Consider the following 15,774-nt stretch of genomic DNA (forward strand, 5'->3'; position numbering starts at 1 on the left):
CCTTTGGACTGCTGTGGGTGGCAGACAGGACCAACCCAGCGGTGCATGCCTTTGACATGTCAGTGCTCGCAGCACTTCATGTCGAGTGGCTTGCTCCAATGATGGGGATCGCTTGAGTAGCCAACCCCATATCAAAGGGGGAGCCGAAGTTGAATAATACTGCCGGAAATAATTCTTTGGTAGAGGCGCATTTTAGACATGCTATTGTAACTGGTGTTGTACCTAAGCATTGAATAAAATCGCTGTTACTATTTCTGCCTCTGCATTAATTTTAGGAATTGCCGGGTGCGCCCAGTTGGATCAAAGCATTGCCGACTGTAATAATTTGAGAGAAGAAATTATTGAGCTATCTGAAGAGGATAGGCAGTCGCGAGGGTTTGCACTCGTTAAAATCAGACAGCCCAAGACATTGTCTAAATCTGACCATTTAATATCTTGTAGCGGCTCGGCTCTATGGACCGATGGAGACAAAACTTCCATTACTTATAAGAGTTACATCGATGAGGACGGAGATCGAATGATTGAATATGAGGTTAATTGATGTTCAGATTTCCGACTGCAGGCCACTAATTATCCATCAATCTTTCCACTAAAGAGTTGGGAAGTCTGATCCCGTTAACCTTCCAATCTCCTAGGCCTTTGCGTCGCATGTAGAAGGAAACTGATTCATTGGGAATATCTGAATCACTCACTTGAACTTCAAATTCATTGATGCCAACGTATTCAGATTTTACTTGGATGCTTTGGACGACATCCATCTCTCGATTTGTATCGCTACTATCACCAACAAAAATCAAGTGTTTTGCTATTGAGCCAATGTCTTTCGAGGCTTCGTCTGTTCCTATTGACATTTCTCGGTCAAAGAAAAAGAGCTGAAGCCCAGCTGGAGAAATTACTTGATCAATAATTGGATCCACAATGGCATTTGCCATCATTATTCCCATCGCAGCGAAAGGGTTGCCTTCAAGTTCGATTGCTGCACTTTTCGTCACGGCAGCCTTTGCAGTTATTTTGATATCTTCTCTTAATTCAGGAAAGTCAACAAGCTTTTCAATTTTTCTAGTGTCTTGATCTTTAAATGCTTGCGTCAAATCTCTCAATGCAATCCATGGGGATGCAAATGCGTAGCAGCCAGTAATGACACTAGCTGTGATGGCTGAGTACCCAAAGATCTTTTTGATCATGCTCAAGGGCACTTTTACTTCCTCAGCATTTTAATCCAAACGAACCAAAGGATCCCGACTGGCACAACGATGACCAGTAGCTGAGCAATCACAAGCCGTTGAACCTCTGGATCCATTACTGCCCTACCGCCCAAGGACACTTATAGGCATACCTCCAGTAGATCTTGGCGTGACCGGTGGCGACCATCTCTTGCTGAACGTTGATCGTCCCAAGGAACAGCTCTGCCACGGTTCGTCTGTAGCGGTCTTCGGTGATCCGACGGATCCAACCTTCTTGCCCACCACTAGACCTCTCAGATGGTCTCGAGCAGCTCTGGCTGGCACCAGCTCAGCTCTCTTCCCAACCAGTTCAGGAGTGTCGATGCAGGCGAGTCGAACCCGCTCTCCCGTTGTCGTAGTGCAGGTATCGCCGTCGTAGCAGTTTGCGATCACAACGGATGCAAGAGCAGCAAAAAGCATCAGTGACGTAGGTGGGTGTGACCAATGACTGGTTCACCTCGACAAGGACCTTTGAATCCTTTATCAGGGGAGGACCCTGCGGAGCATCCGCTGTCTATTCGGTCTCTCTACGTCTTGATTGTCGTAGTCCTCAGCGCATGGGTGCTGGGAGCTGCTCTCCGTTTGAGCTCTGAGTTGGCCGGATGATGAGTCCGCTGAGCGACGGCGGCTCTGTCTTTGGGTGCCCGTGGCGGCATCTACATCCTTGGCGGTGCGGAGGCGAAGGATCGACCTGTTGCCTCATCTATCAGCACAGGGATGACAGGAGGCAGAGATGGGGTGATCAGCGATATGGGCGCATAGCTGAATAGGGTCCCCAGATCTTGGGTCCAGCTAAGCCGTGGTCAAGAACCCCATCTTTCAAAAGGCTTGGAAGGTCATCACCTGGCGGTGGAGGTTGCAGCTGGCGATCAATGCTCCCTTTGGACTGCTGTGGGTGGCAGACAGGACCAACCCAGCGGTGCATGCCTTTGACATGTCAGTGCTCGCAGCACTTCATGTCGAGTGGCTTGCTCCAATGATGGGGATCGCTTGAGTAGCCAACCCGATAACAACGCAGGACCCGAAGCTGGGGGGCACTGACAGGTCTAAAGCAGTATTAAACGCAAGTATTGCCTTCCAGAGAAAAAACGCGATCCTGCGAACAAGTCATTAGCTGCTGCCTGATGTTCATTACTGTTTTTGGTCAGAAAGGTGGTGTTGCAAAAACATGTAGCAGCGTTCACATAGCCGCCAGCTGGAGCAATCAGCAAAAACGGGTCGTCCTGGTTGATGCCGACCGCAACAGATCAGCCACTGCCTATGGCGCCAGAGGACTTTTGCCTTGTCCAGTTGTACCGATTGAAGCAGCAGCTAAAGCAACTCGATTGGCTGAGATTGTTATTACAGACGGGCAAGCAAGTAGCAATGAAGAAGAACTGAAGAACTTAGTAGAAGGTGCCGACTTTATTTTGCTTCCTACCACTACACAAAGTAGATCAATTGAATTGACAATTGAGATGTCGCAGACAATAAACAAATACAAAATACCCTATGCTGCGATTCTTGTAAAAGTTGACTCCCGCAAAGAAGCTGTAGTTAAAAACGCCAAAGAATGTCTTGAAGGATTCGACATCAAGGTCCTCGACGCACAAATTCCATTGCTAAGCGCATTTGAACAAGCAGAAACAGAAGGAGTCACTGTTGATCAAGCGATTGACAAACGCGGGCGTGCAAATCCACGCCGAATGGCTGGATGGTCTGCTTATTGCTCGGCCTGCAAAGAGATCGAAGATCTATACGAGGAGCACAAAGAACTGAATCCAATTCAGTCGCCGATTGGATGGGACTTCACACCCATGGAACAGCGTATTGCCGCTTGAGGATAGCTGGCACCTGAAATCTGATAAGAATTGATTTTGGGTTGAGTCAGTATTTAATTAGACCATGACGGTGAATTCAGTCAAGGAACACTGTTGTTGGCATGTCTTCAGCAGAGGTCACTGTCACCCAAAGGATAGTCGGCTTGTTGCCAACGTTCTCACTGTAGTGAGGCGTATCAACTCCTTTTAAAAAGGCTTGGCCAGGCTTGAAAATATTCTTGATTTCGCTTCCATCGGACATCACTCGAGTATTCCTCAATGAGCCGGAGTTCACTCCTTGCACATAGACCATCATCGGAGCTGGATGCTTGTGCAGCGGAATCTTTCCACCAACTGGAATTTCAACTCGATAAAGTCGCATCTCTGCCTTGCCATCAGGATATTTGAGAAAAGCTCCCTCAAGCGTTTTAGACGCCGTAAGAATCTCATTAATTACAGGCTTCCCCGAAGTAACTCCAGGCTCAGTCGATTTGTTCGGACTGCAAGCAGACACAAGCAAAGAGATCATTCCAAGTGCAATTGCGCGCTTCATGTGGTCAATTCTTAGAGGGGTGTCCATGATTCTGACCACATTCGCCCATAAGACCACACCTTGTAATCAAGGAGAAGGGGAGCTGTCTCCTGCCTTGTAGGCAGTACAAATTTCTAACTCGACTTCAACGCCAATTTTTCTGTTTCCATGCGCCACTCAACGAATCCCGACAGAAATTTCATAACCCCTTTTACGTATAGACACGGCTGCAAAGATCCCCATACCCCCTTCCGCTCTATGGCTCAGAAGAAGCTCCCCAGCCAGGATCCACTGTTGCCATCCAACATGATGCAATTCCTTCTAGAGCTGATCCGCAGCGCCCCACGTAGGCGCACATTCAGCCTTGAGGTGTGGTGTCTGTAGAGATTGCGTTCTGCACTCCTGCTGATATTGGGAGCTGCTCTGCGTTTGAGCACTGATCTCAATGCCTTTCCCAGGAATGACCGTGGTTCTTGCTGTTTGGGCTACTTCTCGACACCACCGCAAATCTCAGGGCTCCGATTTGGAACCGATCGATAGATCAAAAACAGACCCCCAACGACAACAGCCGTGATTGCAGTTACAGCACTTAGCTGGATCAATGCCAGCAAAAGAATGAAGTCGCCAACCATTTGCTCTCCTTGCCTCTCCTTCATCACTAGACACGAACGTCGCCTGTCAGGGCAGTGGCAACCGAACTTCACACTCAGATTTCACAGAACTATCTCAAGCTCTTTTAAGGAGGACCTAGGACGCTGCAGCCCCAAACCCCTTTCGCAGTAGTGCTCATATCTCCCACAGGATTCACGAACCAGTGATTGCCTAAAAGCCCCTTCGATCGGTTGGGCTGACTTCCAACAGCCTTAACCGAAGCAATGACGTGGGGCGACGGAACCGCGAGGAGAACAGCGTTCTCCCCGAGCGATACGGTATCCGTCTCAGCAAGCTCGCTGCGATACACAGGCTTGTTGCAAATGCACTAACTCTCTTCGGAGATCTGAAGACCGCAGAAAGCTCCACCTGGCAATCGCTCGTGCCAAGGGAGCTATTTCTGCCAGTTACCAGGTCGCTCTCCCGGTACTGCCTGGACAGTGACACGTGATCCGCATCTGCTGCCTGGGCACCAAATATGGGGGCAAGCGTCGATTTTGGCAGCGGTTTGTCCAGGATTTCTCAGTCCCCTGAAATTCCAGTTTGAGAACATGCGCTCTATGTCGCTGACACCCGACGAGACGGCTCACGGTTTATTCGAGAGAGCTTTCAAACGTCGATCAGGTTGGGCGTTTTACAAATTGCGTGCTGCACTCCTGCCGGAACTGCTGCAGAACCAGTCCTTGTCTGGCTTCTTTTGGCTCAGTTGGTATAGAAGGTCAGAAGGGTTGGTATCAAAGATTTTTTAAACTGGATGCACCACCGGATTGAGCGGCGCGGTCGAGTCGACAGCCGGTATGCGTGAACTCAGCTCACGCGATCTGTTGAAGGCCATAAGCGCCCGATACAAACCAAATACCAACCGCTCAAAACCCTCCTAATCCCAGCCATATAAACAAATGCTCCAGTTCAGCAAATATCAGGGGCTTGGCAACGATTTCCTGATCCTTGAAGGGCGACAGGGACAACTGCCCGATGCCATCAGCAATCCGGATCCCACCTGGGTGCGGCGCATCTGTGATCGACGCTTCGGCGTGGGCGGCGATGGTCTGATCCTGGCGCTTCCCCCACAGACGCAGGGGGAACTGCGGATGCGGATTCTCAATGCCGATGGCAGTGAGGCCGAAATGTGTGGCAACGGCATTCGCTGCCTGGCCCGCTACCTCGCCGACACCGACGGTGATGCGCTCGGCCGCCGTTGGGACATCGAAACCCTGGCGGGAATGATCCGCCCTGAACTGATGGCCGATGGCCGGTTGCGGGTGGACATGGGCCCGCCCTTCCTCACTTCCGAAGGCATCCCCACAACTTTGATGCCCGAAGACGGTCTGCCGCAGGGAGTGCTGCTGCTGGAGGGCGAGCAGCTGAAGGTGGCTGCCGTTGGCATGGGCAATCCCCATGTGGTGGTGCCCGTCGACGACCTCGCCAGCGTTCCCTTTGATGCCTGGGGTGCTGCTCTGGAGGTGCATCCGGCCTTCCCGGCCAAGACCAACGTTCATTTCCTCCAGGTGCATAGCCGTGAGCGGCTAGAGATTCGGGTCTGGGAAAGGGGTGCAGGACCGACCCTCGCCTGCGGCACCGGTGCCTGCGCCACTCTCGTGGCGGCAGTGTTGTTGGGCCTCGCCGATGACTGCGCCGAGGTGCTTCTTCCCGGAGGACCGCTGATAATCGAATGGCGAGATCGTACCGGTTCCGTGCTGATGACAGGACCCGCCGAAGCGGTGTTTGACGGGGTGCTGACGCCCGATCTGGTGCCTGCAGGTCCATTGACGGCGTCGATCAGCGAAGCCCCTTCTGCTCCACCTGCGCAGACGGCCGCAGCCGATTTCGATTGCTCGAGGGATTGCGCTGACGAATGTCAGCGCCCCGACCGCTGCCTCCGCGATGAGGCGCAGCAAAAGGTGCAGGCCTTCCTCAGCAGCACGTCCCTCGACTCGATGCTCAATCTCGCCAGTGAGTCCCTGGAGCAGCGCACCAAGGCGCGGTTCGAGCGTGGAACACCCTGAGATCTATCTGGATGCAGCTGCCACGACACCGCCCCTGCCGGCGGTGATTGCGGTGATGCAGCAGCTCCAGCAGACAGCCTGGGCGAACCCAAGCAGCCTTCATGGGGCCGGGTTGGCAGCTGCGGAAGCTCTCGAGCGTGCCCGTTGGCGCATTGCCGAGCGCTTTGCTGTCAGTCCTGATCAGTTGATCGTCACTTCAGGGGCGACGGAATCCGTTCACCTCGCCCTGCTCGGCAGTGCCAATGGTCTTGTCCCGGGCCGGTTGGTGATCTCTTCCGTGGAGCATCCGGCGGTATTCGCTGCGGCCCACCAACTCGAAGCGCTGGGCTGGAGCATCGCTGAATGGCCTGTTGATGGCCAGGGCATTGTGCGGCTCGACCAGCTCGAACAGCTGTTGTCTGCTCCAACCCGGCTGGTCTCCCTGATCGCAGCCCAGGGCGAGGTTGGTGCGTTGCAACCAGTGAGCAGGATTGCAAAGGCCTGCCGCGAGCGCGGCATCTTGATCCACAGCGATGCCACGCAACTGGTACCCCAAGGTTGCTTCCCTTTCGAGCGGCTTGGGGTTGATCTGCTGACCCTCTCGGCCCACAAGTTCTGTGGTCCCCGGGGTGTGGGCCTGTTGATTCGTGGCCCTGGTGTGGCGCTTTCACCCCTCCAGGGCGGTGGCGGTCAGGAACACGGCCTGCGCTCTGGCACCGAACCCGTTGCTTTGGTCAGCGGCATGGCCGAAGCCCTGATGGCCCTCCCCAGCTTTGACCCCGCCAGTCACCCTGTCCCCCCGGGCTGCTCGTTGCAGATCCGTCGTCAACGGGATCAACTGCTCGAACGCTTACTCGAGCTGCCCCAGCTTCAGCTCTGCGGCCCTCCTCTCGATCAGCGTCTGCCTCATCACATCGCGCTGATAGCAACCACCGCCGATGGCCAGCCCCTGCCGGGACGCGATCTCGTGCGACGGCTGGCAGCGGCGGGAGTGGCCTGCAGCAGTGGCAGTGCCTGCAGCAGTGGGAGCAGTACTGACAGTGTTGTGCTCACAGCCATGGGAGTTCCCGGGATCGCACGAAAGTCGGGCCTGCGGTTGTCCCTTGGCCCCTGGCTATCGGATCAGGATCTCGATGCTGTTCCCGACCGTTTTGCATCCGTGCTGCAGGCTTTTCCCTGACATGCTTTGGCGATGACTCAATCCGATACTCCCTGTCTCGCCCTACCCGCGGATCTGCTCGCGGCCGAGGAGGCCATGCTGCAAGCCGCCCTGGCAGCCGTTGGATCCGGCGACGGTCAACGCTGGGCCGCAAGCCTGCGCTTTGAGGGGCTTCGCCTGCTCCCGGTGGCGGTGCGTTTGGCCCGCGCGCTGATCGATGCCGGTCAGCAGTTGCTGATGGTTTGGCCCGATGCCGGTGCTGCCGCCCTGGCCCGGCGTGATGCGGAAGACCTCAAGGAGGTCATATTCGATTTCAATCAGCTCAAACGTGCGGAGAGCGACGTTCCAGACACCCGCCTGTTACTTGCGGTGAACCCCTCCCCTGCCGATTACGAGGAGTTCCAGGCGTTGTGTGAGAACCACTCCGGAGTGGTTTTGATGCTGAATGGGCGTCTTGAAGACGCCGCCGTTGGCATCGGGAGCGTGGCCCGGGAGCGCCGTAAGGGTTTCGTGGCCAGCTGGCAGCAGGCCTATTGGCTTCAGCCCTTGGAGGGAGGAGCGCTCATGCGCAGCTTCCCCGATGACTGGCGTCTCTATCGCCAGGATCCCGATGGTTACCGGCAACTTGAGGTGCTTCCCGAACGTCCGGATCCCGACACCACAGCAGCGCTTCTGGCCGGTGAAGATCCTGACAGCATCAAGCAACAGCTTTACGGAGTCGACCGCTTCATTGATGGTCTGCGCAATTGACCCGCGCCTGGCTTGATCCAGGCTCAGACTCTCTATAAGGTTCGAGCTCAGGCTCCCTCTCGACAGTGCTCCACAGGCTGCGATCCCTTTCACCCATCGATGCCGTGGCCGGAGTCGTTGCTCTGGCAGCGCTGGCTGGGGTGATCTGGTCCCCCAAGCTCTCAAATGCGGTCGCTAAGGCCACGGGTGCCGTGAAGCCTGTGCAGGTCAGTGTTGATGTGCATCGTCTCTACAGCGCTGATCCCGAGCAGCTGTTGAATTCGGCCAGAGAGGAAGCGGGCCTCAACATCGTGATCCGCAATCAACCGGCCGGTCGGGTGACCCTCGTGTCGGTGGATGACCTCACCAACCCCCTGACGGCGGTGCAGCCCGATGGTTCGGTGGTGCTAGCGGATGCCCCCAGCACGGCCCTGCCCCGGCATGCCCGTTTTGTGATGGAGGCCCAAGCCGAGATCAAACCCTCCGGCGTTGTGATTGGTGGCACCAAGCTCAAGGTGGGAGTGCCCGTTGAGTTGGAAGGACGCCTTTACCGCTTGAACGGTGTTGTAAGCGGAGTCATGCCTCTGTGATTCGTTCTGCCCTGGTCACCCTGCTGGTGCTGGCGCCCCAGTTGCCCCTCAGGGCTGCCCCTCCACTGTTGGCACCACCTCCGGTGGACCAGCGTCAGGGCCAGGCCATGCTCAGCGGCGGTGCGCTTTGCCCGGCCTTGCAGACGGCCTTGAAATCAGCGGTGGGGACGGAAGAGCGGCTCTGGAGCGTCAGCGTTCTCGATCAACGGGGGCAGTTGCTGGCTGATCTGAACGGGGGAATCCCCCGGATCCCTGCATCGAATCAAAAACTGGTTAGTACGGCCTTTGCCCTGGATCGCCTCGGCCCCGACTTCCGTTTGAAGACCCAGCTGTTGCGTCACCCCGACGGATCACTGGAGGTCGTGGGGGAAGGCGATCCCGACCTGAGCATTGCCGAGATCCAGAAGTTCGCCATGGTGGCTCTCGGCCAGGGCGGCTCACGCAGCACCACCAGCCTCGCCGCAACACCTGTTCAGCTGATGGTTCGGGAGGAACCGCGTCAGCGCTGGTGGCCCGCCGATTGGGATCCAGCGGATCGGTCCTACGCCTACGGCGCTCCGATCACCCGTCTTGCCCTCACCAGCAATGCTCTGCACATGGCGGTGATGGATCCAGCGGCACGGCTACAGCGCATTCTCAACTCCACAGTCCGCCAGCAGGGAGGGCAGATCCATCTGCAAATGGTTGATCAGCAGACCCGGGAAGAGGCCCTTGCGCGGAGTAGGGGAACGAGCGCAGTTCTGCACAGCGAGGATTCCGCACCGATGCACGCCCTGCTCAGCTTGGCCAACACGGAGAGCCATAACTTCACCGCTGAGGTGCTGATGCGGGAGGCGGCCGAGGTTTGGGATGTGAATCGTGCGTCCATCGCCACCACCCGCTGGTTGCAAGCCCAGGGGGTCCCGATGATGGGTCTTCGGCTGCGGGATGGCAGCGGACTTTCACGGGGCAACCGTCTCACCAGCCGTTCCTTGTCCGTGCTGCTGTGGCGCATGGCGCAACACCCCCTGGCGGCCTACTACCAGGCCTCAATGGCGATTGCTGGCCAAAGGGGAACGCTGCGCAACTATTTCCGCGGCAGCTCGCTTCAGGGTCGCTTTTGGGGAAAATCCGGAACTCTCAGCGGCGTTCGTTCGATCTCCGGCATTCTTGAAACCGGCGATGGACCGCGTTACGTGAGCATGATTGCCAACGGGTCCTATGCACCCAATTCCGTGATGGGCCAGATCCTGCTGGCCAGCCAGCGGATCAGCCGTTGCCCCGCATGGACCGCAGCCGGGACGCTGCCCGGTGGGCCCGACTGAACGGCACGGTTTTGGCGTCGTCGGCAGCGTTGGCGGCAGGGGACGCTGAGCGAATCGTCTGAATCTTGGAGAGCTCCTGACGGCCGGCCATCACCACCTGGGCCATTTCCTTGAGGCGCACTTCCAGCTCACCCAGCGTCTGTTCGGCGTAACGGTTGGCGCCGTCCTGGACTCCGGCGGCCTCCTGGCGGCTGCGTTGGATCAGAGACTCACATTGCTGTTGGGTCTGCTGGCGGAACTGCAGTGCATCGTTGTGAATCCGCTCGGCCTCGTCCCGGCCTTCCTTCTGAATCCTCAGGGCTTCACGGCGAATCGTCTCCAGATCCTGCAGCGCCTGCTGCCGGTTGGCTTCATGCTGCTCAGCGTGATGGCGCTTGAGCTCTGCTGCGTTGGCCTCGATCTTTTGCATTTGCTGTTGGGCCTGTTGGCGGCTTGCTTCGAGTCGCTCAGCGTGTTGACGCTTCAGCTCAATCGCCTCCTGATCCAGTTGTTGGCGACGCTCCAGGCCTTCCTGCTCCAGCTGCTGGCGGCGTGAGGCGAACTGCTGCTCCAACTGGGCCAGCTTGCTTTGCATCTCCTGTTCCAACTTCGCCCCCTGCTCCCGCGTTTTCTGCAGCAGCTGCTCACACTGCTGGCGGGCCTGCTCCCGCATTTCATTCACTTGCCGTTCCGCTTCCTGGCGGATGGCGACGTTGTTCACCAGCTGTTCGCGCTGACGCTGGGCCTGCTCAACGATCTCTTCGGCGTTCCTGCGGGCGGTGTTGATGAACTCGTCACGGCGATCCAGCAATTTGACCGCCCGCTCCAACTCCTTGGGCAATTCGTCGCGGACGGCATCCAGCAGCTCAACGGCATCGGTTTCGTTCACCAGACGTCCGCCGGTGAAGGGCATCCGGCTGCCCTCCAGCACAACTTCCTCCAACTGATCGAGTTGATCGAGAACGGAGAACCGGACGTCGTTCATATCAGCTGGCAGGGAAAGCCGAATTAAAGAGCCTGTTGAGGTCCTTCGCCACCTCTGGCGGGACCATGTGGTCGATCGATCCGCCAAAGCGGGCCACTTCCTTCACCACGGAGCTGCTGAGAAAGCTGTGGCGTGCCGTAGTGGCCATGAACACCGTCTCCAGATCGTCCGCCAACGAGCGGTTGGTGTGGGCTATCTGCAGTTCGTATTCGAAGTCACTCATCGCTCGCAGGCCCCTCAGGATCAGGTCGGCGCGATGGGTGACGGCACAGTTCACCGTGAGGCCATCAAAACTGATCACCTCAACTCCGGAGAGATGGCGCGTCGCCGTGCGGATCTGTTCGATCCGTTCGTCGACACTGAATGCAGGTCGTTTGCTCGGATTGCTGAGCACTGCAACGACCACCTCGCCAAACAGGCTCACCGCCCGCTCGATCAGGTCCATATGACCGTTGGTGAGGGGGTCGAAACTGCCGGGGTAAAGCGCCCGCATCGGGAATCAGCGATGGGGGCGGATCCTATTCAGTGGATCGCTGTTTAGATTTCAACCAACGCATTCGTGCCATGAGCCTCGACGCCGACGCCAAGAAGATCCTGCTCCGCAAGATCCCCCACGGACTCTTCATCTGCGGCGTGCGTAACGGCGATGAGGTCAACGGTTTCACCGCCAGCTGGGTGACCCAGGGATCGTTCGAACCACCGTTGGTGGTGATGGGTGTTCGGGCTGACAGCACCAGTCACGCCATCATCGAGGCCACTGGCAAGTTCTCCCTAAATGTGCTGCGGGCCGATCAGAAGGACCTCGCGGCCGTGTTTTTCAAGCCCCAAAAGGCGCTCGGTGGTCGCTTTGAAGCGGCACCCTTCGAAGAAGGTGAGCTTGGCCTTCCCCTCCTCACCGACGCCGTCGGTGGTGTGGAGTGCGCGCTCGTGGGTTCGATCAAGCACGGTGACCACACAGTTTTTGTAGGCGAAGTGAAAACGGCGCGTCTGATTGCCGATGGCGAGGCCCTGAACCTGGCCAGCACCGGCTGGAATTACGGCGGCTGAGCTGGCCTGGTGGATGCCACCTCCGGTGCACCGCTGCTGACGCAGCCCGAGCGTCTCGAACGCCGCCTCAAGGAGATACCCGCTGAGCCTGGTTGCTATTTGATGCGGGACGGCGACGACCGGATCCTCTACGTCGGCAAGTCGAAGGCGTTGCGCAGTCGGGTGCGCAGCTATTTCCGCAGCCGCCACGATCTGTCACCACGGATCCGGCTGATGACGCGCCAGATCTGTGAGATCGAGTTCATCGTCACCGACAGCGAGGCTGAAGCCCTCGTGCTCGAGTCGAACCTGATCAAGAACCATCAGCCGCACTTCAACGTGTTGCTGAAGGACGACAAGAAATATCCATACCTATGCATCACCTGGAGTGAGGCCTACCCAAGGATTTTCATTACCCGTCGCCGCCGTTTCCGCAGTCCCCTGGATCGCTTTTACGGGCCCTATGTCGATGTCGGGCTGCTGCGTCGCACCCTGTTCCTGGTGAAGCGGGTGTTCCCGCTGCGGCAACGGCCACGTCCGATGTACTCCGACCGGACCTGCCTCAACTACAGCATTGGGCGCTGTCCGGGGGTCTGTCAGGAAAAAATCAGCTCGGAGGACTACCACCTCACCCTGCGCAAGGTGGCGATGGTCTTTCAGGGCCGCAGTGATGAACTGCAGCAGCTGCTGCAGGAGCAGATGGAGCGGTACGCCGAGCGGATGGACTACGAGTCGGCGGCCCGGATCCGCGATCAACTTCAGGGGCTGGATCAGCTCACCGCCGATCAGAAGATGAGCCTGCCGGATTCCTCGGTGAGTCGGGATGTGCTGGCCCTTGCCTTTGATGAACGGTTGGCGGCCGTCCAGCTGTTTCAGATGCGCGCCGGGAAGTTGGTCGGACGTCTTGGCTACACCGCCGACGCTTCAGGCCTGGAACCAGGACTGATCCTGCAACGTGTGATTGAAGAGCACTACAGCCAGGTGGATTCCGTTGAGGTGCCCCCTGAGCTGTTGGTGCAGAACGCTCTGCCCCAGCAGAAACTCATGGAGGACTGGCTCTCGGAACAGCGGGAGCGTCGGGTGCAGATCCACTGCCCTCAGCGCCAGCAAAAGGCCGATCTGATCGAACTGGTTCAGCGCAATGCGGAGTTCGAGTTGCTCCGCGCCAAGCAAGGCCAGGAGAAGCAGTCGTTGGCCACGGAAGATCTGGCGCAATTGCTGGAGTTGCCGACCCCGCCGCGGCGAATCGAGGGGTATGACATCAGTCACATTCAGGGCAGCGATGCCGTTGCTTCCCAGGTGGTGTTTATTGACGGATTGCCCGCCAAGCAGCACTACCGCAAGTACAAGATCCGCAGCAGCAGCATCCGCGCTGGTCACAGCGATGACTTCATGGCGATGGCAGAGATCATGCGCCGCCGTTTTCGGCGCTGGGCCCGGGCCAAGGCGGAGGGGGTGGATGTGGGTGCCCTGCGTCATAAAGGCGGCAGCGCCTTGCAGACCGACGGCCTCAACGACTGGCCCGATGTTGTGATGATTGACGGCGGTAAAGGTCAGCTCTCGGCCGTGATGGAGGCCCTGCGGGAGCTGGATCTCCATGAGGATCTCAACGTCTGCTCCCTCGCCAAGCAGCGCGAAGAGGTGTTTCTCCCCGGCGAAAGCCAGCCACTGGAGAGTGAACCGGACCAGCTCGGGGTGGTGCTCCTTCGCCGCTTGCGGGACGAAGCCCACCGTTTCGCCGTCAGCTTCCACCGCCAGCAGCGTGGTGAGCGGATGAAGCGTTCACGCCTGTCGGACATCCCTGGGGTCGGTCCCAAGCGGGTTAAGGATCTATTGGCCCACTTCCACTCGATTGATGCCATCCAGCTGGCATCGCTTGAGACCCTGTCCAAGGCCCCTGGCGTCGGCCCGGCGCTGGCCCGCGACATCCACGATTTCTTCCACCCGTCTGAAGACGACACCGACGCTGATGCCAGGGCTGCTTTAGAAGAGCAGCCTCAGGAACTCTCCGCATGATCCGTCATCTCTGCATGGCTTTGGCAGGAGTGCTTCTGCTCGCCAGTCCGGTCTGGGCGTCCCCAGGCCTGTGCACGGGGCCCGTGTGTGCCGATGGCATGACCCGTAGTGCCAAGAACCACTGGCAGTTGGTGCTGCGGCTCAACGATCAGCAGGGCCATCGAGAAAAAGTGGTGATGAATTGCAGGGCCGGCCAGCTGAGCCCCATGGCAGGACCCGTAGATCGCGCCTATGCCACCGCCCTGGGCCGTCGTGCCTGCCGCCTTGCTGGGGAGGACAGCTGACCGTGGATCTCAGTCTCGTTTTTCCCCATCAGCTGTTTGAGCACCATCCCGCGATCCAGCCGGGGCGTGCCGTGGCACTGATCGAGGATCCGCTGCTGTTCGGTTCCGATCCCCGTTGGCCAATCCAGGTGCATCGGCATCGCTTGCTTCTGCATCGGGCGTCTATGAATGCCTATGCGGAGATGCTTCAGGCCAAGGGTTTCTCTGTGCTGCGGATCCTGCAGGGTCAGGCGGCCAGCACTGGTGTGATCCTCTGCGGGCTCCTCGATCAGGGCTACCGCTCATTTCATCTCGCGGATCCGGTGGACGATGTTCTGACCCGACGGATCTCCGCCTTCGCATCTCGCCATGACTGCGGTCTGGAGATCGTCCCCACTCCGATGCTGCTCACCCCAAAGGTCGTTATCGATGACCATTTTGCCTCCGGTAAGAAGCCCCTGATGGGTCGCTTCTACGAGATGCAGCGCAAGCGACTGGATCTGCTGATCGATCCTGATGGTGGCCCTGTCGGCGGCCGCTGGAGTTTCGATGCGGACAACCGCAAGAAGCTTCCAAAGGGAATCCTTGTCCCTGAGCTTCCCGCCGTACGTACGAGCGGCTCGATCGCCATCGTCGACACCGCTCGGCAGCAGCTGATCGAGGAGGGGGTTGCCGGCATCGGCAGCTGGGAAGGGTTCCATTACCCCGTCACCCATGGCGATGCAGCCCGTTGGTTGGATCAATTTCTCGATCAGCGGCTGCGCCAGTTCGGGGCTTACGAAGATGCGATCAGCACCCAGCACCAGGTGATGTGGCACAGCGTTCTCACGCCGATGCTCAACATCGGCTTGCTCACGCCGCAACAGGTGCTGGATCGAACGCTGGAACGGGCCGAGGCAGGTGATGTCCCCCTCAATTCATTGGAGGGATTTCTGCGTCAGATCATCGGCTGGCGAGAGTTCATGGCTGCGATGTACCGGCGCCATGGTGTTGAGATGCGTAACGGCAATTTTTGGGGCTTTGAAGACCGACCAATCCCTTCAGCTTTTTACACCGCATCCACGGGACTTCCTCCGATTGATGACGCTATCCGCCATGCCTTAGAGACCGGTTATTGCCATCACATCGAACGCCTGATGCTCCTGGGCAACGTGATGCTCCTCTGCGGATTCCATCCAACCCGGATCTACACATGGTTCATGGAGCTGTTTGTGGATGCCTACGACTGGGTGATGGTGCCCAACGTTTACGGCATGAGTCAGTTCGCCGATGGCGGCATCTTCACCACCAAGCCCTATCTCTCCGGGTCGAACTACGTGCGCAAAATGTCGGACTACCGCAAAGGTGAGTGGTGTGACACCTGGGATGGCTTGTTCTGGAGTTTCATCCATTGCCATCAAGACTTCTTCCGGCGCCAATACCGCCTTGCGATGATGGCTCGCAACCTGGATCGCATGCCATCCGATGTTCTAGTGGCCCATCAGCGTCGGGCCAGCGATTTTCTTGACGCTCTCACCTGAACCCTGCGTAATG

General features: G+C 57.8%; 15 protein-coding genes. 10 read left to right on the forward strand and 5 right to left on the reverse strand.

Going from position 1 to position 15,774, the window contains the following annotated elements:
- Nucleotides 1-566: 566 nt before the first annotated feature.
- Together FZZ85_RS02620 and FZZ85_RS02625 are read right to left on the reverse strand one after the other, a co-directional pair.
- Nucleotides 567-1,184, reverse strand: coding sequence for a DUF2939 domain-containing protein (locus tag FZZ85_RS02620; RefSeq protein WP_226412463.1), 618 nt, complete (start codon nt 1,182-1,184; stop codon nt 567-569).
- A 115-nt stretch (nt 1,185-1,299) separates the two neighbouring features.
- Nucleotides 1,300-1,413: a hypothetical protein gene (locus FZZ85_RS02625; RefSeq protein WP_370631116.1), complete on the reverse strand. Its 114-nt coding sequence runs from the start codon at nt 1,411-1,413 to the stop codon at nt 1,300-1,302.
- A 934-nt stretch (nt 1,414-2,347) separates the two neighbouring features.
- On the opposite strand from FZZ85_RS02625, the gene FZZ85_RS02630 reads away from it, so the two are divergent.
- Nucleotides 2,348-3,043 (forward strand): ParA family protein, encoded by a 696-nt coding sequence (locus tag FZZ85_RS02630; protein ID WP_226411986.1) that lies wholly within the window; start codon nt 2,348-2,350, stop codon nt 3,041-3,043.
- A gap of 76 nt (nt 3,044-3,119) precedes the next feature.
- Here the strand turns inward: FZZ85_RS02630 and FZZ85_RS02635 are convergent, their stop codons facing one another.
- A complete protein-coding gene (locus FZZ85_RS02635) occupies nt 3,120-3,575 on the reverse strand; it encodes a cupin domain-containing protein (protein ID WP_226411988.1) in 456 nt (151 codons plus the stop codon).
- Between the two features lie 1,529 nt (nt 3,576-5,104).
- On the opposite strand from FZZ85_RS02635, the gene dapF reads away from it, so the two are divergent.
- From dapF to dacB, 5 genes are all read left to right on the forward strand, one after another.
- Nucleotides 5,105-6,211 (forward strand): diaminopimelate epimerase, encoded by a 1,107-nt coding sequence (gene dapF / locus FZZ85_RS02640; protein ID WP_226411990.1) that lies wholly within the window; start codon nt 5,105-5,107, stop codon nt 6,209-6,211.
- Nucleotides 6,198-7,370 (forward strand): aminotransferase class V-fold PLP-dependent enzyme, encoded by a 1,173-nt coding sequence (locus tag FZZ85_RS02645; protein WP_226412467.1) that lies wholly within the window; start codon nt 6,198-6,200, stop codon nt 7,368-7,370. Before dapF ends, FZZ85_RS02645 begins: the two co-directional genes overlap by 14 nt.
- Nucleotides 7,371-7,382: 12 nt before the next feature.
- Nucleotides 7,383-8,099 (forward strand): DUF1995 family protein, encoded by a 717-nt coding sequence (locus FZZ85_RS02650; RefSeq protein WP_226411992.1) that lies wholly within the window; start codon nt 7,383-7,385, stop codon nt 8,097-8,099.
- Between the two features lie 104 nt (nt 8,100-8,203).
- Nucleotides 8,204-8,668 (forward strand): DUF4330 domain-containing protein, encoded by a 465-nt coding sequence (locus tag FZZ85_RS02655; RefSeq protein WP_370631117.1) that lies wholly within the window; start codon nt 8,204-8,206, stop codon nt 8,666-8,668.
- Nucleotides 8,665-9,972, forward strand: coding sequence for a D-alanyl-D-alanine carboxypeptidase/D-alanyl-D-alanine-endopeptidase (gene dacB, locus FZZ85_RS02660; protein ID WP_226411996.1), 1,308 nt, complete (start codon nt 8,665-8,667; stop codon nt 9,970-9,972). Before FZZ85_RS02655 ends, dacB begins: the two co-directional genes overlap by 4 nt.
- Here the strand turns inward: dacB and FZZ85_RS02665 are convergent.
- Together FZZ85_RS02665 and coaD are read right to left on the reverse strand one after the other, a co-directional pair.
- Nucleotides 9,917-10,936: a hypothetical protein gene (locus FZZ85_RS02665; RefSeq protein ID WP_226411998.1), complete on the reverse strand. Its 1,020-nt coding sequence runs from the start codon at nt 10,934-10,936 to the stop codon at nt 9,917-9,919. The genes dacB and FZZ85_RS02665 overlap by 56 nt on opposite strands.
- Before the next feature lies 1 nt (nt 10,937).
- On the reverse strand, nt 10,938-11,429 hold the full coding sequence (gene coaD / locus FZZ85_RS02670; RefSeq protein WP_186493222.1) for a pantetheine-phosphate adenylyltransferase: 492 nt from the start codon (nt 11,427-11,429) through the stop codon (nt 10,938-10,940).
- Between the two features lie 71 nt (nt 11,430-11,500).
- On the opposite strand from coaD, the gene FZZ85_RS02675 reads away from it, so the two are divergent.
- From FZZ85_RS02675 to FZZ85_RS02690, 4 genes are read left to right on the forward strand one after another with little or no spacing between them, the layout of a single operon-like run.
- A complete protein-coding gene (locus FZZ85_RS02675) occupies nt 11,501-11,983 on the forward strand; it encodes a flavin reductase family protein (protein WP_226412000.1) in 483 nt (160 codons plus the stop codon).
- 9 nt (nt 11,984-11,992) lie between these two features.
- Entirely contained in the window at nt 11,993-13,978 is a 1,986-nt protein-coding gene (gene uvrC, locus FZZ85_RS02680; RefSeq protein ID WP_226412002.1) for an excinuclease ABC subunit UvrC, read from the forward strand.
- The gene (locus tag FZZ85_RS02685; protein WP_226412004.1) at nt 13,975-14,262 is read left to right on the forward strand and encodes a hypothetical protein; all 288 of its coding nucleotides are present in this window, start codon (nt 13,975-13,977) and stop codon (nt 14,260-14,262) included. The genes uvrC and FZZ85_RS02685 overlap by 4 nt, the downstream gene beginning before the upstream one ends.
- A gap of 2 nt (nt 14,263-14,264) precedes the next feature.
- Complete coding sequence (locus FZZ85_RS02690) at nt 14,265-15,761, forward strand: cryptochrome/photolyase family protein (protein WP_226412006.1); 1,497 nt, start codon at nt 14,265-14,267, stop codon at nt 15,759-15,761.
- Nucleotides 15,762-15,774 lie beyond the last annotated feature (13 nt).

This window comes from Synechococcus sp. MU1642, from assembly GCF_020514115.1.
Classification (GTDB): Bacteria; Cyanobacteriota; Cyanobacteriia; order PCC-6307; family Cyanobiaceae; genus Parasynechococcus.